We start from the raw sequence: 17,592 nt of genomic DNA, 5'->3' as shown, positions 1-17,592 counted from the left end.
GCATGAGCAGGTCCGGGGGCCGAAAACTCAGCGAGCGCGATCTGATCGCGGCCATCGGCCAGCGCCCCGACATCCGCCTCTTCCTGCTGTTCGGCACCGATCCGTCCACGATCGAGGATATTGCGCGCAAGCTTTCCGCCGAAATGAAAGACGCAGAGCGGCTCGATCTGGATGGCGCGCAGATCCGATCCGAACCGGCGCTGCTGGCCGATGAGGCGGCATCGATCTCGCTGTTCGGGGACAAGCGCTATATTCGCCTGCGGCTGACGCGCGATGAAGGCTTTGCCGCGATCGAGAACCTGCTGGATGCGGCGGAGGCGGGCTCACCGGTGATCGCCACCACCGGCAACCTCACCCCGACCAACAAGCTACGCAAGCTGGGCCAGAGCCATCCCGGTGCGATGATGCTGGCCTGCTATCCCCCGACCGAGAATGATGCGATCGCGCATGTCGCGCGGCTGGCCGAAGCCGCCGGGCTGCGCATGGACCGCGATCTGGCCCGCCTGGTGGCGGAGTCCACCGGCTTCGACCGGACCCTGGCCGCCAATGAGATCGACAAGATCGCCCTCTATTGCGACGCCGCGCCGGATCGTCCCGCAACCGTGGACGCCCAGACCATCGCCCTGCTGAGCGCCGAGACGCTGGAGGAGGATATCTCCGGCCTGCTCGGCGCCGTGATGGCCGGCAATATCAGAGCGACGAGCGAAGAGCTCAGCGCGGCCAGCCAGCTCGGCGTGAACGAGGTGCGGATCGTCAAGGCGCTGCAACGGCGCGTCGTGCAGCTGGCCGGGCTGCGCGCGGAAGTGGATGAAGGCGCGCAGATCGGCCCGCTGGTCGACCGCACGCGCAGCATCTTTTTCAAGGAACAGGGTGCCTATAAGCAGGCGCTATCCTGCTGGTCATCGTCCAAATTGACGCGGTTGAACGCGCGCCTGTTCGAGATCGAGCAGCGGCTGATGTCCGGCGGATCGGCGCTGGCCGGCCCCATGCTGGCCAATGACCTGTTGATGATCGCACGCGCCGCCAATCCGCGCGGTCATTGATCCAAGGCCAGTACGGCCGGATCCCTGCGCCAAGCGCCGCCAGCGATACCGGCCAGCCGGAGCTACCAGCAAGCCAATCAGGGAACGCGCGCAAGCCATCACGCGTTCGGCATGCAGAACCCCGATATTGAAGATATTTCCAACTCTTCCCACATGGATGCCATGACAGACGAAAAGACCATGACCGAAGCCGAGTGGCGCGAAAAGCTGGGCGACGAACGCTACCATATCCTGCGCGAGGGCGGCACCGAACGCGCCTTTACCGGCAAGCTGAACGGCGAGAAGCGCGACGGCACCTATTTCTGTGCCGCCTGCGGCAGTGAACTGTTCGAATCGGCCGATAAATATGACAGCGGCTCCGGCTGGCCCAGTTTCACCGCGCCTGCCACCGACGATGCGGTGGAGGAAGTGCGCGATACCAGCCATGGCATGGTGCGCACCGAAGCGCGCTGCGCCAGTTGCGGTGGCCATCTGGGCCATGTTTTCCCGGACGGCCCGCCGCCCACCGGCCTGCGATACTGCATGAACAGTGCCTCGCTGGATTTCGAACCGGACGAAGACGACGCCGACTGATCCACCGGATCGACCAACGACGCCGACGATCCGTCATTCAGCACCCATACAGCGCCACGGCGCTTGTGAGAGCGTCCTGCTGGGCGTATCGGATGGGGTGAATGGCGAGGGCGACATCATCGAATAAGCGGAAGGGTCCGGTCCTGCGCATCTTGACGCGCATGGTCCAGATCGGAGTTGCTTTGGGCCTGATCGGCCTGGTCGCCCTGGTGGTGATGGTGGCGGTCGCCCGGTCCGAATTGCCGGGCTACACCGATCTCAAGAATATCGAGCAGGGCCAGATGATCCGCGTGCGTGCCGCGGACGGCTCCATCATTCAGGAAATCGGGCCGAGCTATGGCCGCTGGCTGCCGAGCGACCAGATCCCTGCGGTGATGAAGGACGCGATGATCTCCATCGAGGATCGCCGCTTCCGATCGCATCTCGGGCTGGACCCCAAGGGCATGGCCCGTTCGGCCCTGTTTGCCTGGCAGAACCGCAACACCAACCGCCGTCTGCAGGGCGCGTCCACCATCACGCAGCAGCTCGCGCGGACCATTTTTCTCAACAACAAATATACCGTGGGCCGCAAAGTGCGGGAGGCCGTGCTGGCGATGGCGCTGGAGAGCAAATTCTCCAAGGACCAGATCCTCGAACTGTATCTCAACAAGGTCTATTTCGGCGGCGGTGCCTATGGCATCGATGCCGCCAGCCGCAAATTCTTCGATCATGACGCCACCACGCTCAGTCTTGGCGAAGCGGCGATCATCGCCGGACTGGTCAAGGCGCCGTCCAACTACTCCCCCACTGCCGATGCGCAGGCCGCCATCGGCCGTGCCTCCGTCGTGTTGCGTGCGATGGAAGACAATGGCGTGATCAGCCCGGGGCAGGCCGCATCCACCGAGCCGGCCGACGTGGCGCTGGCGCCGGAGCCGCCGCAGAACAGCGTGCGCTATTTTACCGACTGGGCGCTGCCGCAGCTCGACATGCTGATCGACGAAACCATCCAGCCGATCGACGTATGGACCACCGTGGACCTGTCCATGCAGCGCGAAGCGACCGCGGCGATCCAGTCCAACGTGCCATCCGGCGCGCAAGGGGCGCTAGTCGCCATGGAAAATGACGGGGCCGTGCGCGCCATGGTGGGTGGATCGGACTATGTCACTTCCAACTACAATCGCGCCGTCACCGCGGTGCGCCAGCCCGGATCGAGCTGGAAGCTGTTCGTCTATCTCGCGGCGCTGGAGGCTGGGTACAGCCCGGACGATGTGGTCACGGACGAGCCGGTGCAGATCGACGGCTGGACCCCGCGCAACAGCGGCGGCAGCTACTCCGGACCGATATCGGTGCGCAACGCCTTCGCCTTTTCCAAGAATACGGTGGCCGCGCAGATCGGCAATGAGCTGGGCTTCAGCACGGTAGCCGGCATGGCCCGGCGCTTCGGCATCACCACGCCGATCAACACGCATCCGGCCATGGTGCTCGGCACGTCCGAGACGCGGCTGATCGACATGACGCGCGCCTTTGCCGAGATATCCGGCGGGGGCCGCGCGGTGGAGCCCTATGGCATCCTGAAGGTCGTCACCGCCGATAACGAGGTGCTGTATGAACGGCGCGAAGAACCGGGCGCGCCGCTGGTGGACGACTATGTCGCCGCGACCATGACCGACCTGTTGCAGACCGCGGTCAACACCGGCACCGGCCGCGCCGCGCAGATCGGGCGGCCGGCGGCGGGCAAGACCGGGACGACCACCAGCAACAAGGACGGTACCTTTTTCGGCTTTTCCAGCGGGCTCACCACGGGCGTGTGGATGGGCCGGGACGATGCCAAGACGGTCAGCGGCCTGCAGGGCGGCACCGCCCCTGCGCGCGCCTGGGCCGCGTTCATGAAAGCCGCCACGTCCACGCGCCCCTCCACGCCGTTCGATACCGAGGTTACCCTGCCCGACTGGCAGCTGGAGGACGATCCGGACTCCTATTATGGCGCGCCGGAAGACGGCGAGTTCGTGGATGAATATGGCCTGCCCATCGAAGGCAATCCGCCCGCGCGCGAAGGGCAACCCGATCCGCGCAGCGAACCTGTTCTCGATGACAGCTGGATCGACCGGGCGCTGGGCCGTGGGCAACGCCGCCCGGAACCGCGCCAGGAGCCCCGCCGTCCCGAACCGCTACCGCCCCCAGCCCAGCCGCGGCCGGACGAGCGGCCCAGCGACAATGGTGAGGATGGGCTGATCTACTAAAGTTTCCGCCGGTCAGGCACCGATCATGTGCAGGCCGGTGCCATGCGCTTTCAGCCAGGCGTCGCAGCTTTTGCGGTCCCCATCGAAAATCCGGTCGAGCAGCGCGTAGAATCTGGCGCTATGATCCATATGCGTCAGATGCGCGACTTCATGGGCGACCACCGAACGGCGCACCGCATGCGGGGCCATGACCAGCCGCCAGCCCATCCGGATATGCCCGTGGCTGGAACAGCTGCCCCAGCGCGATCGCGCATCGCCGATCGACAGCTTTGGCACCGCGCAGCCCGCGCGCGCGCAGTAAAAGGAAAGATCGTCGGCCATCAGCCGCCGGGCCTCGCGCCGCAACCAGCGCTCCACCCTGGTCGCGACATGCTCCGGCGGCCCGCCGACCAGCAGGCGATCGTCGCACAGGCTGACGATACGCCCATGGCCTGGATCATGCACGATCTCCACCGGATCGCCGCAGAAACCGATGGTCGATCCGGCGTCCAGCGCCACCGGCTGGGCCGCCGCGGCAAAGCGCTGGGCCAGCCAGTCATGCCGGGACCGGGCAAAGGCCAGCGCCTCGGCCGTGCGCAATCTGGTCGGGCCGCTGATCTTCACTTCGCCGCGCACCGGATCCGCCCTGAGGCTCATGCGCCGTGCCTGGGCCATCCGCCGAATCCGCAGCGGATAGACCTGCCCGTCGATCTCGACGGTGGGCTCTTCAGTGCTCCAGAACATCGTCGTCCAGAATATGGTCTTCCAGCGGCCCCGCCACGCTTTCCGATATCGCACGGCCCCGCACGGAGATGCCGGCCTCGTGCACCGTCTCCGTGCTACCGCTGATCAGATAGTGCCAGTCGCGCAGCGGCTCCCCCTCGGCGCGCAGCCGATAGGCGCAGGTCTTGGGCAGCCAGGGAAAGCGATCGATCTTGCTGCGGGTCAGCCGGATACAGTCCGGCACAAGGAACCGCCGCCGGCGATAGTCGGAACAGCGCGCCGTGCTGGTATCGAGCAGGCGGCAGGAGACGTTGGTGTCGTAAATCTCACCGGTCTCGTCATCTTCCACCTTGTGCATGCAGCATTTGCCGCAGCCATCGCACAGCGCTTCCCACTGCGCCCGGTCCAGCGCTTCGATCGGTTTTTCCCAGAAGCGATCGGTCATGAAACCCAGCGGTCCAGTTCATCGGCAATGGCCTTGGCACTGCCTTCGTCCACCTTGGGCGTGGAGGGATCGTCGACCGGCAACACCGCCAGCGGTTTGCCGTCGCGGCCCATCAGGAACGGCGTTTGCGAATGCGCCATCAGATAATCGTCCGGCCCGCTGCCCGGCTCCTTGCTGTAATAGACCGCAAATTCCTGCGCCACCTTGGCAATCTGTTCGGGCGTTCCGGTCAGCCCGATCAACCGCTTGCCGAAATTGCCGACATAGTCCCCCACCACCGCGGGCGTGTCCCGCTCCGGATCGACGGTGATGAAGATCGGCTGGATATCCCGGCCAAGCGTGGGGTTCTCTTTGCTGAAACGGCGAAGGCCTGCGCTGATATGCTGCAGATCCACCGGGCAGACGTCCGGGCAATAGGTGTAGCCGAAATAGACGATGCGATATTTCCCATCGAAATCGCTGAAGGAGACCGGCTTGCCGTCGCTGCCGGTCAGCGTGAACGGCCCACCGATGCTGGCCCCTTCCAGCGGCGGACGCTCCGGCGCGGAGGGCGCGGGATCGGACGCCTGACATCCGGCAAGCGCCATCGCGGCGACCATGCTTGAAAAACGGGCTTTGTTCATGACAGGCTTTCTTTTGGTCTGCTAAACAGCACCGATCAACCATCAAACGGTACCATATCCATGCGCCCTATCATGATCGCCGTCCTCCTCGCATCCAGTTTCACCGGTCTGGCGGTGCCCTATCATGCCGCCCAGGCGCAAAGTCAGGTGTCGCCAAGCTACAGCTTTCTGGAAGCGGTCAAGAAACGCGATGGCGAGAAGGTCACGTCGCTCCTGCAGGTGCCGGGCACCAATGTGGTCAATGCGCGGCAACGCGACGACGGACGCACCGCCATGCACATGGTGGTGGAACGGCGCGATTCCGCCTGGATCAGATTTCTGCTGGCAAAGAACGCCAACCCCAATATCGGCGATGATGACGGCAACACGCCGCTGATGCTGGCCACGCAGCTTGGCTATCTGGACGGGATGGAAACCCTGCTGACCTATGGGGCCAAGGTGAACCAGACCAACCGCGCCGGCGAAACGCCGCTGATCCGCGCGGTGCAGTTGCGCGATTCCGAGACGGTGCGCATGCTGCTGAAACATGGCGCGGATGCGGATATCACGGATAATGTGAGCGGACGGTCCGCTCGCGATTATGCGCGCCTAGACAACCGGGCGCGCACCATTCTCGATCTGCTGGAAGCCAAGCCCGATGCCCCTTCCACCAAGGCCAATGGCGAGCTGGACTTTTCCGGCATCAAATAAAGCGCGGCCACCGGCATGACGGGGCGGATCGCCATCGCCATCGCCATCGCCAACATCAGTCGCTCGGTTCCACGCCCCAGGCTATTTCCGGATCCTGCATCTGCGTGTGCCGACGCATGGCGATGCGTGCCAGGCGTTCGGTTTCCTTCTTGCGCCGCGCCGCAGCCAGCGGCACGCTGACGGCCTGCCGCACGATGGCCGCATCATAGGCATCGGCCACGATCAGGCCCGTGCGCTCCGGCTCGAACCCCTCCCGCGCCAGCAGCGCCTCATCCATTTCCGGCGGAACGGCCCAGTAAAAACGGTCGCAAAAATCCAGATAGTCGCGCCATTTCTGGTCCCCCAGAAGATCGGCACGCGAGCATTTGATCTCCACGATCACCACCTGCCCCTTGGCGTCCAGCCCCATGCCATCGGCCCGGCGGCCATTGCGCAACGGGACTTCCGGCAGAAGGAACAACTGATGGCGGGCAAACATGCGCCGCAGTCCGCGCGTTACCGCAGCTGCGCCGGTGAGATCGATTCGAGGGGCCATGTCCAACATGGACCTGCCATAGAACAGGAGGGGAACATAATAAAGGCCCCTGAGCGGGGCCTTTAGATCAGATCGTCATCACCGCTCAGCGGTAGAAGATATGCTTGTCCACCGCGCCGACGCGGGTGAGCCGCCAACCGGGCGAGACATATTTGGCGTGGAAGAACAGCGCATCATCCACTTCGCTCTGCCAGGCACCGTCCAGCGCAATGCGGGCGATGGCCTTGGCGCGCTTCCACGAGGCGCTTGCCTTGCGGATATGGGGCATCTTGCCGCCGCGCACGAAGCTGAATTGGCTCTTCTGATACACCACGCCACAGATCGAGTTCGGCCAGCGGGACGAGGCGGCGCGGTTCAGGACAACCTTGGCTACGGCCAGCTGGCCCTCCAGAGATTCGCCCTTGGATTCGAAATAGATGGTGCCGGCAAGGCAGCGCTCTTCGGCATCGAGCGCGGCATCGGCGCGCTGCATGGATACGAGCTGCGACAGGCTGCTGGCCTGCGTATCGGGGATTGCTGCGACCTCGGGCTGGCTGCGTTCCGGCACCGGTGCAATCACGGCTTCGCTATAGAATGTAATGTTGTCGGTGCTCGGCCCTTGGGCATCGTCTGCACCTTCCTGCGCATCGGCCACGGCCTGATCGGCCTGAAGCTCGGCAAGAACACCGGGATCGACATTGATCTCGCCGGCGATGAGTGTGGTCTGCTGCTGCTCTTCGGCAGCAACGGCAACACTGGTATCGGTCACGACGACGGCGGATACCAGCAACATGGAAACAGCCGCGGCACCCGCAGCCTTCAGATAATTGAACATCAATTTCACATATTCGTGCGGCAGACACCCGCGCAGCAGAAACCTAAAAATTACAACCCATTCTGCTGGGGATCATCTTCCGACTCGCGTGTTTGTCGATTTTCGCCCCCCTGGACGGAACCGTTGACCACTTGCGCTCGTTTCTGGCGTCGCATTTACTCATGCTCCGGCAGGAGTCAAACCAAGTCGCGCAGTAGCGCGATGAACCGTTCCGCCTGCGGGACGTCCAGTTCAATCAGCCATAGATCCTGGTCCACCGCACGCATTTTTGCGGTCGCGGATTCCAGTTCCTGTTCATTTTCAATATGTTGCGTATCCAGGTTCGACCAGCTGGGTGGGCCGTCCCAGCTGGCCGCCCTGCGTATCAGCCGCAATTGCTGGTCTCTTCCGCGCAGGATGATCACGATGTCACCGGCGGTCTGATCACCCTTGGCAAGAATGGTGGCAAAGCCTCCCTCGCGTTCGCACAGGCGCCGAATCGCGCCGATATGCATATGCGCGGCCAGCCGTGGAGCGATCATGCCCCGTTGCTATAGCCGGGCAGGCCGGCCAGCGGGATGCGCGAGCGCATGAATGTGCCGGTGCCGCGTCCGGCCTCTTCCCCATCGGCATCGATCAGGCGGGCTTCCCCCACATAGATGCGCTTGCGGCCGCTGATCCAGCGGCCCGTCGCACGCAGGCGGCCCGGCTGGATCGGGCGGGTGAACAGCAGATTGAACGCGGTCGTCAGCACGAACCGATCGGTCACCAGGCTGTTCACCGCGTAAAAGGCGGCATCGTCCAGCATCTTGAAATAGGCCGATCCGTGCACGGCCCCGGCGGCGTGCAAATGGCGTTCATCGACGTTGAACCAGATATCGCATTTGCCCGGACCCATGATCTCGATCTCGGAATCGAACAGATGGTTGATCGGCGCAGTCCGATACAGCGACTCCAACGCGCGAAAATGCGCGTCCTGCCCGCTGGAGGCCTCAGGCGGCGTCGAACTCATAACGTCCAGCCAGCAAGGCATAAATGGCATCGGCGTTCGACGCGCCGCGAAGCCGGGCTAGATTGCCCTCATCCCGCAAAGTCCGTGAAATTCCGGCCAGCACCTTGAGATGTCGTGCGCCGTCCGCGACAGGCGACAGGAGGCCGAACACCAGATCGACCGGCCGTTCATCGATACTGGCATATTCGACCGGCTTTTCCAGCCGCACGAACAGACCGACGGGATCGGTGATCTGCGCCAGCCGGGCATGCGGAATGGCGATGCCATTGCCAAAACCGGTCGAACCGAGATTTTCGCGCTGCTGAAGGGCCGCGGTGACGGCATCGGCATCCACGCCGTAGCTCGCCTCGGCACGGGCCCCCATCAGTGCAAACAAAGCCGCCTTGCCGGAGATGGCGGCATCGGCCACCACCGCCTTTTCATGCAACCCACAGCTATAGTCGATCAACATAGTAAAAGAACTCACGCCCAAAAGCGGCGCTTCCAGTAAAGCCTGTGTGTTGTGACCCGAATTGTCCCAACATCTCCGGGGATTGGCAGCTGTCAGGACGCGGTTTGCGGTTCCACCCATCCGATCGTGCCATCGTCGCGGCGGTAAACCATATTATGGCGGCCGGTTCCAGAGTTTTTAAACAGGAGTGCTGGCGTGCTGCGCATGTTCAACACCATAACCGCATCGGAAACCGACACTTCGGGGATGTTTGCGCGCAGTTCCGCGACGATCGGTGGCGAATCGCTGGCCTCATGCGATTCTTCCTCGGAATCGAACACCGTATAGGCGGCTTCCTCTTCCTTCAGCGCATGGGCCGCCTGGCTATGGCGATCCTTGATCCGGCGCATATAGCGGCGCAGCTGCTTCTCGATCTTGCCGAGCGCGCCGTCGAACGCCTTGTGCGCATCCTGCGCATTGGCATCGGCCTTTAGCCAGAGACCCTGCATCACATGGGTCACGATGTCGCAGGTGAAACTGTCATGCGGGCCGCGGCCGAACGTCGCCTGGCCAGAAATCGTGTCAGGGAAATATTTGTCCGCAACCGCAGTCATGCGATCCTCGACATGCGCGCGCAGCGCTTCGCCTGTGTCCACCTGATGACCGGAAACCTGAATCTGCATGGGATTTTTCTCCTTCTTAATGTTCTGAAACGGTCGAAGGACCGAAACGGTTCAGTACAAACCGTCAGCGACGCGCACGGCCGCTGCTCCAAAGCGCCCCCGGAATATCAGCGACAAGCTGTGCATGACGCGCCAATTCCTCGTCATTCGGTGCATGGTGGCGCGGCGCGCGGGCCGGACCGGTCGGCAACAGGCTGGTGGGCGTCTGCACCGCCTGTCCCGCGTCGCCGGACTGACTGCCCAGACCGAGGCCGATCTGCCGCCCGCCGGTCAGCTCGATATAGAGCTGGGCCAGCAATTCGGCATCCAGCAGCGCGCCATGTTTTACCCGGTGACTGCGATCGATCCCGTAGCGCGTGCACAGCGCATCGAGCGATGCCTTGGCACCGGGATGCTTGCGCCGTGCAATCGCCACCGTGTCGACCATGCGGGCATAGTCCACCGGAGCCAGTCCGCAGCGATCCAGCTCCATGTTGAGAAAGCCGAAATCGAATTTGGCATTATGCGCCACCAGCGCGGCATCGCCCAGAAACTCCAGCAGCTCTTCGGTTTTCTCGGCAAAGCGCGGCTTGTCCCGCAAAAACGCATCGCCCAGCCCGTGGACGCGCTCGGCCCCCGGATCCATCGGACGTTCGGGATTATAATAGCAATGATAGGTGGCACCGGTCATCACCCGGTCGATCATCTCGATGCATCCGATTTCGACCATCCGGTCGCCATTGTCCGGGTCCACGCCCGTCGTCTCGGTATCGAAGATAATCTCTCGCATGGGTGGTCTATTCACCTGTGGGCCATGTCATTCAAGGCCGGGATTGATCCCGGCTGCCGCCAAGGCGCGCGATCAGCGCTTTCACCTGCCGGCGCGTCTCCTCCAGCGTGGTGCCGGTATCGATCACATGATGCGCCCGCGCGCGCTTGTCGGCATCGGGCAGTTGCAGTTTCATAATATCGGCAAATTTCTGCTCGGTCATGCCGGGCCTGGCGAGCACGCGTTCGCGCTGCTGGCTAGCAGGCGCGCTGACGACCACGATATGATCGACGCCGTCCGCGCCGCCCTTTTCGAACAACAGGGGGATATCGAACAGGATCAGGGGCGCATCGGCATGGGAATCGAGAAAGCCCAGGCGGCGATTGGCAACGGCGGGGTGCACGATGGCTTCCAGCCGGGCCAGTTCGTCCGGCTTTCCGAAGACCATCTCCCCCAAGGCGCCGCGGTCCACGCCATCCGGCCCCGTGGTGCCGGGAAAGGCGTCTTCGATCATGGGCAGCAGCGCGCCGCCTGGACCCTGCAAGTGCCGCACCACGGCATCGGCATCGAATATCGGCACGCCAAGTTCGGCAAACATCGCGGCAACGGTGGATTTGCCCATGCCGATCGATCCGGTCAGACCAATGATGGCGGGCCGTGTGCTCTGATCGGGCGGATGGCTCATGCCGTCAGCTTCTCGAACAGCGCCTCCTGGCCTTCCTCCGGCGCCGCTTCCCCGAAGAACAGCTCAAAGGCAAAGGCGGCCTGCGCCACCAGCATGGAAAGGCCATCCACTACCTCCAGTTCGCGGTCCTCGGCCTGGCGCAGCAGCGCAGTTTCCACCGGCTTGTAGACCAGATCATAGACCAAGGCGCCGCGTTTGAGCGGTTCCAGATCGAGCGCCAGGGGCTCCTGTCCGCTCATCCCCAGGGGGCTGGCGTTGATCAGCAGATGGGCCGCCGGCAGCTTGACATCCATCGCCTGCACGCCGCCTTTCAGACCGAAATGCGCCAAAAGACCCATGGCCTTCAACGGGTTGCGCGCCACCATCGTCACCTCGCCGATGCCGCCTCTGGCCAGCGCGAAAAGAACCGCCCGCGCCGCGCCGCCCGATCCGATGACGATGGCATGGCGCCCGGACCAGTTGCGCTCCGCAATCGGTGCCCAGAAGCCGGCGGCATCGGTATTGGTGCCGGTCAGCAGGCCGTCCTCGCCGCGAAACACGGTATTGATCGCGCCGATCGTGTCTCGCACGCCGCCTGGGTCGGCCACATGATCCAGCGCGGCGATCTTGTGCGGAATGGTGATGTTGCACCCCATCCAGTCCGGATCTTCGCGCCGCTCGGCAAAATAGTCCGCCAGCCCGTCCGCAGATATCTCGGCGATGCGATAATCGGCATCGATCCCGAGACGGTTGAGCCAAAAACGATGGATCAGCGGCGATTTGCTGTGCTTCACCGGATTGCCGATCACCTCGGCATAGGGCTGGCCGGTTATCTGTTTCATGACGGCATCATCTTTCGGGCGCGTAAAAAGGCCAGCAGCGGCAGCAGCGGCAGGCCGAGAATGGTGAAATGGCTGCCGTCGACGCGCGAAAACAGCTGCGCCCCCCGGCCTTCATATTCGAAGCAGCCGCTGGTGTGGCGGATCGAATCCCATTCCGCCTCCACATAAGCGGCAATGAAATCGTCCGACAGGGTGCGGACGTGCAACCGCGCGGTATCGACATGCCGCCAGACCGCCGCACCGTTTTCGGCAATCACGGCGGCGGCATGCAGCTTATGGGTGCCGCCCGACATGGCGGACAGCTGCGCGCGCGCCGCCTCCGGATTCTCGGGTTTGTCCAGCCGCGTGCCGTCCGCCAGCTCCAGCATGGAATCGGCGCCCAGCACCAGCTGATCCGGCGTCGCCTGCGATCCACGCAGCGCCTTTGCCTCGGCCAGGGCATCGGCCAGATCGCGCAATTTCAGATCGGACAGCGCGTCCTTCAACGCATCTTCATCGACCCGTGCCGGTTTCACGTGGAACGCGACCCCCGCCGCTTCCAGTATGGTTCGCCGGATCGCACTGCCGGACGCCAGGACAAGCGGCGCGATCAAATGATATTGCCCTGGCGCTTGCGGCCGGAAAGCTCCCGGTCATTCGCCAGATTGATGATCGCCGCCGCCGTCTCCTCGATGGAGCGCCGCGTCACGTCGATCACCGGCCAGCCGCGATCGGCGAAGATGCGGCGGGCGAATTTCACTTCGGCGGACACCTTATCCCCCTCCACATAGTCAGTTTCCGGCATCTGGTTCAGCGACAGCAGGCGGTTGCGGCGGATCTGCACCAGCCGGTCCGCGCTCGTCGTCAAACCCACGATCAGCGGGTTGCGCAGATGATAGAGCGTATCGGGCGGCGGCGATTCCACCACCACCGGGATATTGGCGGTCTTGTATCCGCGATTGGCCAGATAGATGCTGGTCGGCGTCTTGGAGGTGCGCGACACGCCCGCCAAGATGATATCGGCCTCTTCCCACCCTTCCTGATGCACCCCATCATCATGGGCGATGGTATATTGGATGGCCTCCACGCGGGCGAAATAGGCGGCGTCCAGACTATGCTGCCGCCCGGGCCGCGCCTTGGCCTTCTGCCCCAGCATGTCGGACAAGGCATCGGTCACAGCATCCAGCGCCGGGATAGCGGGCAGACCGAGCGCCCGGCAGCGCTTTTCCAGCTTGCGGCGCGTCTCGACATTCACCAGCGTGAACAGCACCATCCCCGGATTTTCGGCCACATCGTCCAGAATGCGTTCCAGATGCACATCGGAGCGCACCATCGGCCAGAAATGCTTCACCACGTCGATCTCGTCGAACTGCACCAGCGCAGCCTTGGCGATGTTATCCAGCGTTTCCCCGGTCGAGTCCGAGAGCAGATGAAGGTGAAAGCGTTCCATGGCCGCTGAGCTTTGTTGGCGAATCGTGGATAAATCAAGGGATAGCGCTGGGGATGATCTGCGCTGCGGACAAACGGCATGGTGCAACGCGAGTCGCCCAGCATTCGTCCACAGCCTGGCTTTGTTATCCCCATGCTGTTGAAAACATGGGTAGCCCGGTGCGACTCGTTGCCGGAGTCCCCGGCGCGATGGAGTCAATCTGTTGGCAAACATGGTGGATGGACCTAGAGCGCCGCTTATCCACGGCCCATCTCCCATCATCTATCTCTCTTTTAAATATATAAGGATTTAGGAAGCCCGGCATGACTGCGAGAATCGATAAACCATTGCTCGCCGTGCTGCGCGGGGAACGCCGTGATCCGCCCCCCGTCTGGCTGATGCGCCAGGCCGGCCGCTATCTTGCCGAATATCGGGCATTGCGGGCGGAAAAGGGCGGCTTCCTCGATCTGGTCTATGACAGCCCGTCCGCCGCCGAGGTGACGCTGCAGCCGATCCGGCGGTTCGGCTTCGACGGTGCGATCCTGTTTTCCGACATCCTGATCATCCCGCACGCGCTGGGGCAGGATCTGCGCTTCGTGGCGGGCGAGGGGCCGCGCCTGACCCCGATCCTGGCCGATCATGCGCTGGACGCCCTGACGCCCGATTTCAGCCGCTTCGAGCCGATCTACGAGACGGTACGCCAGGTCCGTGCCGCCTTGCCGCCGCAGACCACCATGCTGGGCTTTGCCGGCAGTCCATGGACCGTATCGACCTATATGGTGGCAGGCGAGGGCAGCCGCGACCAGAGCCTGACGCGCCGCATGGCCTATGCCGAGCCAGCGCGTTTTCAGGCACTGATCGATCGGCTGATCGAGGTGACGGCGGATTATCTCAGCGGCCAGATCGCGGCGGGAGCCGAAGCGGTGCAATTGTTTGACAGCTGGGCCGGATCGCTCAGCCCCGCGCAGTTCGAACGCTGGGTGATCGCGCCCAACCGCGCCATCGTCGAACGCGTGCGGGACCGTCATCCGGATACCCCGATCATCGGTTTTCCCAAGGGTGCCGGCGGCAAGCTGGCCCGCTATGCCGAGGCAACCGGCGTCGATGCCATCGGGCTGGACGAAACGGTTGATCCCGTCTGGGCAAATGACGTGCTGCCCAAAGGCCTGCCGGTACAGGGTAATCTCGATCCCCTGTTGCTGATCGCGGGCGGGGAGGCGCTGGAATCCGCGGTGGCGACCATCCGCCATGCCTTTGCCGATCGCCCGCATATCTTCAATCTGGGTCATGGCATTCAGCAGGACACGCCGATCGCGCATGTCGGAAAATTGCTTGGGCTGCTCGGCAAATAATTCTACAAGATTCGAATGGAAACATTGTCCGTGCTGTATCTCTGGCTGAAGGCCGCCCATCTGATTTTCGTCATCTTCTGGATGGCTGGCCTGTTCATGCTGCCCCGGCTGTATGTCTATCACCAGGAGGCCCTGTCCGGCTCCGAAGAGGCGGAGAAATTCGCCGAACGGGAGCGCAAGCTGCTGAAGATCATCCTCAATCCGTCGATGATCCTGGTCTGGATCTTGGGGCTGACGCTGGCCTTCACCATCGGTGCTTGGAGCACGGGATGGTTCGGCGCAAAGCTGCTGCTGGTGATCGGCCTGTCCGGCTATCACGGCTATCTCATCGGTTATGGCAAGAAGCTGGCACGCGGCGAGCGGCCGTTGAGCGGCAAGGCGCTGCGTTTGTTGAACGAAGTGCCGGCCATCGCGATTGCGCTCATCGTCGTCCTGGTGATCGTCAAACCCTTCTGAGGCCATGCATCCACATGGCGGCGGCGGAACAGCCCGATCGGATGCCCGATTCACCGGGCCCGATTGACAGGCCCGGCGGCGGAGCCTAAATCCGTTGCCATGCAGCCCGTCCGGGCTTTGTTTCGCGCGCCTCGCCAGCCTGGCGCCGCGCGCCGAATTTTCCAGTTTCAACATTGTCCCGCGTCCTGCCGGGTTTGGAATCCATATGCATCTTCAAGAACTCAAAGACACTGCGCCCGCCGCCCTCGTTTCGATGGCCGAAGAAATGGGCGTCGAAGGTGCAAGCACGCTGCGTAAGCAGGACCTCATGTTCGCCATCCTCAAGGAATGCGCGGATGATGGTGAGGAAATCCTGGGCCTCGGCACGATCGAAGTGCTGCCCGATGGGTTCGGCTTCCTGCGCAGTCCGGAATCGAACTATCTGGCCGGGCCGGACGATATCTATGTCTCGCCGAACATGGTGCGCCAGTTCGGTCTGCGCACCGGCGACACGGTGGAAGGCGAAATCCGCGCACCGCGCGATGGCGAGCGTTATTTTGCGCTGACCAAGGTGATGAAGGTGAATTTCGACGATCCGGACGCCGTGCGCCACCGGGTGAATTTCGATAACCTTACGCCGCTGTATCCCGAACAGAAACTGACGCTCGATACGCTCGATCCCACGGTGAAGGACAAGTCCGCGCGGGTGATCGACATCATCTCGCCGCAGGGCAAGGGCCAGCGCGCGCTGATCGTCGCGCCGCCGCGCACCGGTAAAACCGTGCTGTTGCAGAATATCGCCAAGGCCATCACGGACAATCATCCCGAAGTCTATCTGCTCGTGCTGCTGATCGACGAGCGGCCCGAGGAAGTGACCGACATGCAGCGCTCGGTGAAGGGTGAGGTCATCAGCTCCACCTTTGACGAGCCGGCCAATCGCCACGTCCAGGTCGCCGAAATGGTGATCGAAAAGGCCAAGCGGCTGGTCGAGCACAAGAAGGATGTCGTCATCCTGCTCGATTCCATCACCCGTCTGGGCCGCGCCTACAACACTGTGGTGCCAAGCTCCGGCAAGGTGCTGACCGGCGGTGTCGACGCCAATGCCTTGCAGCGGCCCAAGCGCTTCTTCGGTGCGGCACGCAATATCGAGGAGGGCGGTTCGCTGTCCATCATCGCCACCGCACTAATCGATACCGGCAGCCGCATGGACGAGGTGATCTTCGAAGAGTTCAAGGGCACCGGCAACAGCGAAATCGTGCTCGACCGGAAGGTCGCTGACAAGCGCATCTTCCCCGCGCTGGACGTCGGCAAGTCCGGCACGCGCAAGGAAGAGCTGCTGGTGGAGAAGGACGTGCTCAGCAAGATGTGGGTCCTGCGCCGCATCCTCATGCAGATGGGCACCATCGACGCGATGGAATTCCTGCTCGACAAGATGAAGGACTCCAAGAGCAACGAAGATTTCTTCGACTCGATGAATCAGTAGGCAGCCGCTACAGATCGCCATTAAGATGCGGGCCATGGTCGGATTCGCCGATTTTGGCCCGTGATGCGGGCTGGCCCGTCACGTTCCAGGAGCTTCCATGTTCGAATTTCTCCTATTCGCCCAAGCGGGTGCATCGGCCGGAATCGGCTCGCTGTCGGAAATCTGGCAGCATATCATCGCCGATTTTTCGAACATCACGCAGCCGTCGCAACTGGCCGCGTTCGGTCAGGTGCTGGCCATCGATCTGCTGCTGGCGGGCGATAACGCCATCGTCGTCGGTGCGCTGGCGGCGGGCTTGCCGGCGGAAGACCGTAAAAAGGTCATCCTGATCGGCATCGGTGCGGCGCTGGTCCTGCGCATTTTCTTCGCCCTCATCGTCACCTGGCTTCTGGGGATCGTGGGTCTGGTGTTCGCCGGCGGCCTGTTGCTGATCTGGGTTGCGTGGAAATTCTATCGCGAACTGCAGGAGGGCGGCAGCGCGAGCGGAGACGAGGTCGGTGTCAAACCGGTCAAGAGTTTCGCCGCCGCCGCCTGGGCCGTTGCCGTGGCCGATGTATCGATGAGCCTCGACAATGTATTGGCTGTGGCCGGCGCAGCGCGCGAGCATCCCGGCATTCTAGTGGTTGGCCTGATCCTGTCGGTCATCCTGATGGGTGTGGCGGCCAACATCATCGCCAAATATATCGAACGGCATCGCTGGCTCGGCTATCTGGGCCTGATCGTCATCCTCTATGTTGCCGGCAAGATGGTCTATGAGGGTCTGGTCGGCGGCGCGGACACAACGGGCCTGCTGACGCTGTTCGGCTGAACCGGAATCGACGATCGTCCCTAGGTTGTGGACGATCGCCGTCGGATTGCTCGTTCAAGCAGAGTGGTAGCTGACCTGTTCTGGATGACGATGGTTTCCAGACC

The 17,592-nt window shown here is 63.1% G+C and carries 22 protein-coding genes; 8 read left to right on the top strand and 14 right to left on the bottom strand.

Translation table 11 applies throughout. The features are described 5' to 3' along the window. The first annotated feature begins 2 nt into the window (after window positions 1-2). From holA to G410_RS15955, 3 genes are all read left to right on the top strand, one after another. Complete coding sequence (gene holA / locus G410_RS0107120) at window positions 3-1,043, top strand: DNA polymerase III subunit delta (RefSeq protein ID WP_022672964.1); 1,041 nt, start codon at window positions 3-5, stop codon at window positions 1,041-1,043. Between the two features lie 162 nt (window positions 1,044-1,205). After that, window positions 1,206-1,616 (top strand): peptide-methionine (R)-S-oxide reductase MsrB, encoded by a 411-nt coding sequence (msrB, locus tag G410_RS0107115; RefSeq protein WP_028971179.1) that lies wholly within the window; start codon window positions 1,206-1,208, stop codon window positions 1,614-1,616. 101 nt (window positions 1,617-1,717) lie between these two features. Beyond that, window positions 1,718-3,835, top strand: a complete 2,118-nt coding sequence (locus G410_RS15955; protein ID WP_051137238.1) for a transglycosylase domain-containing protein — start codon at window positions 1,718-1,720, stop codon at window positions 3,833-3,835. Window positions 3,836-3,847: 12 nt separating this feature from the next. Here the strand turns inward: G410_RS15955 and G410_RS0107105 are convergent, their stop codons facing one another. The 3 genes from G410_RS0107105 to G410_RS0107095 are packed head-to-tail and all read right to left on the bottom strand — an operon-like array spanning window position 3,848 to window position 5,605. Further along, a complete protein-coding gene (locus G410_RS0107105) occupies window positions 3,848-4,558 on the bottom strand; it encodes a M48 family metallopeptidase (protein ID WP_022672960.1) in 711 nt (236 codons plus the stop codon). Continuing rightward, window positions 4,542-4,982, bottom strand: a complete 441-nt coding sequence (locus G410_RS0107100; protein WP_022672959.1) for a YcgN family cysteine cluster protein — start codon at window positions 4,980-4,982, stop codon at window positions 4,542-4,544. Before G410_RS0107100 ends, G410_RS0107105 begins: the two co-directional genes overlap by 17 nt. Beyond that, entirely contained in the window at window positions 4,979-5,605 is a 627-nt protein-coding gene (locus G410_RS0107095; RefSeq protein ID WP_022672958.1) for an SCO family protein, read from the bottom strand. Before G410_RS0107095 ends, G410_RS0107100 begins: the two co-directional genes overlap by 4 nt. Before the next feature lie 72 nt (window positions 5,606-5,677). Here G410_RS0107095 and G410_RS15950 point away from each other — a divergent pair, with 72 nt between their 5' ends. After that, complete coding sequence (locus G410_RS15950; protein WP_033317461.1) at window positions 5,678-6,295, top strand: ankyrin repeat domain-containing protein; 618 nt, start codon at window positions 5,678-5,680, stop codon at window positions 6,293-6,295. A 55-nt stretch (window positions 6,296-6,350) separates the two neighbouring features. On the opposite strand, the gene G410_RS0107085 is transcribed toward G410_RS15950, so the two are convergent. The 11 genes from G410_RS0107085 to G410_RS0107035 all read right to left on the bottom strand — a co-directional run bounded on the left by G410_RS0107085 (window position 6,351) and on the right by G410_RS0107035 (window position 13,431). After that, entirely contained in the window at window positions 6,351-6,830 is a 480-nt protein-coding gene (locus tag G410_RS0107085) for an MmcB family DNA repair protein (protein WP_033317484.1), read from the bottom strand. A gap of 85 nt (window positions 6,831-6,915) precedes the next feature. Then, window positions 6,916-7,644 (bottom strand): cell wall hydrolase, encoded by a 729-nt coding sequence (locus tag G410_RS0107080; RefSeq protein WP_022672955.1) that lies wholly within the window; start codon window positions 7,642-7,644, stop codon window positions 6,916-6,918. 176 nt (window positions 7,645-7,820) lie between these two features. Continuing rightward, entirely contained in the window at window positions 7,821-8,138 is a 318-nt protein-coding gene (locus tag G410_RS0107075; RefSeq protein ID WP_162604081.1) for a DUF1491 family protein, read from the bottom strand. Window positions 8,139-8,161: 23 nt separating this feature from the next. Further along, window positions 8,162-8,656, bottom strand: a complete 495-nt coding sequence (locus G410_RS0107070; RefSeq protein ID WP_033317460.1) for a PaaI family thioesterase — start codon at window positions 8,654-8,656, stop codon at window positions 8,162-8,164. Next, the gene (locus G410_RS0107065; protein WP_245559317.1) at window positions 8,616-9,101 is read right to left on the bottom strand and encodes a PTS sugar transporter subunit IIA; all 486 of its coding nucleotides are present in this window, start codon (window positions 9,099-9,101) and stop codon (window positions 8,616-8,618) included. The genes G410_RS0107070 and G410_RS0107065 overlap by 41 nt, the downstream gene beginning before the upstream one ends. 77 nt (window positions 9,102-9,178) lie before the next feature. Then, on the bottom strand, window positions 9,179-9,748 hold the full coding sequence (hpf, locus tag G410_RS0107060; protein WP_022672951.1) for a ribosome hibernation-promoting factor, HPF/YfiA family: 570 nt from the start codon (window positions 9,746-9,748) through the stop codon (window positions 9,179-9,181). 64 nt (window positions 9,749-9,812) lie between these two features. Further along, window positions 9,813-10,517: a DNA polymerase III subunit epsilon gene (dnaQ, locus tag G410_RS0107055; RefSeq protein WP_022672950.1), complete on the bottom strand. Its 705-nt coding sequence runs from the start codon at window positions 10,515-10,517 to the stop codon at window positions 9,813-9,815. Between the two features lie 31 nt (window positions 10,518-10,548). Further along, on the bottom strand, window positions 10,549-11,181 hold the full coding sequence (gene coaE / locus G410_RS0107050; protein ID WP_022672949.1) for a dephospho-CoA kinase: 633 nt from the start codon (window positions 11,179-11,181) through the stop codon (window positions 10,549-10,551). Further along, complete coding sequence (locus G410_RS0107045) at window positions 11,178-12,002, bottom strand: shikimate dehydrogenase family protein (RefSeq protein ID WP_022672948.1); 825 nt, start codon at window positions 12,000-12,002, stop codon at window positions 11,178-11,180. The genes coaE and G410_RS0107045 overlap by 4 nt, the downstream gene beginning before the upstream one ends. Continuing rightward, complete coding sequence (locus G410_RS0107040; protein ID WP_028971174.1) at window positions 11,999-12,592, bottom strand: Maf family protein; 594 nt, start codon at window positions 12,590-12,592, stop codon at window positions 11,999-12,001. Before G410_RS0107040 ends, G410_RS0107045 begins: the two co-directional genes overlap by 4 nt. After that, on the bottom strand, window positions 12,592-13,431 hold the full coding sequence (locus G410_RS0107035; protein ID WP_022672946.1) for a pyruvate, water dikinase regulatory protein: 840 nt from the start codon (window positions 13,429-13,431) through the stop codon (window positions 12,592-12,594). The genes G410_RS0107040 and G410_RS0107035 overlap by 1 nt, the downstream gene beginning before the upstream one ends. A 302-nt stretch (window positions 13,432-13,733) precedes the next feature. Here G410_RS0107035 and hemE point away from each other — a divergent pair, with 302 nt between their 5' ends. The 4 genes from hemE to G410_RS0107015 all read left to right on the top strand — a co-directional run bounded on the left by hemE (window position 13,734) and on the right by G410_RS0107015 (window position 17,488). Next, complete coding sequence (hemE, locus tag G410_RS0107030; protein ID WP_028971173.1) at window positions 13,734-14,762, top strand: uroporphyrinogen decarboxylase; 1,029 nt, start codon at window positions 13,734-13,736, stop codon at window positions 14,760-14,762. 15 nt (window positions 14,763-14,777) lie between these two features. Beyond that, the gene (hemJ, locus tag G410_RS0107025) at window positions 14,778-15,218 is read left to right on the top strand and encodes a protoporphyrinogen oxidase HemJ (RefSeq protein WP_022672944.1); all 441 of its coding nucleotides are present in this window, start codon (window positions 14,778-14,780) and stop codon (window positions 15,216-15,218) included. A gap of 205 nt (window positions 15,219-15,423) precedes the next feature. Next, entirely contained in the window at window positions 15,424-16,680 is a 1,257-nt protein-coding gene (gene rho / locus G410_RS0107020; RefSeq protein ID WP_028971172.1) for a transcription termination factor Rho, read from the top strand. Between the two features lie 97 nt (window positions 16,681-16,777). Further along, on the top strand, window positions 16,778-17,488 hold the full coding sequence (locus tag G410_RS0107015; protein ID WP_022672942.1) for a TerC family protein: 711 nt from the start codon (window positions 16,778-16,780) through the stop codon (window positions 17,486-17,488). Window positions 17,489-17,592: the final 104 nt, after the last annotated feature.

Origin of the sequence: Novosphingopyxis baekryungensis DSM 16222 (genome assembly GCF_000420305.1) — a bacterium.
Taxonomy (GTDB): domain Bacteria; phylum Pseudomonadota; class Alphaproteobacteria; order Sphingomonadales; family Sphingomonadaceae; genus Novosphingopyxis; species Novosphingopyxis baekryungensis.
Note: the sequence above shows the minus strand (reverse complement) of the source record. Positions and strands in the feature narration are given on the sequence as shown.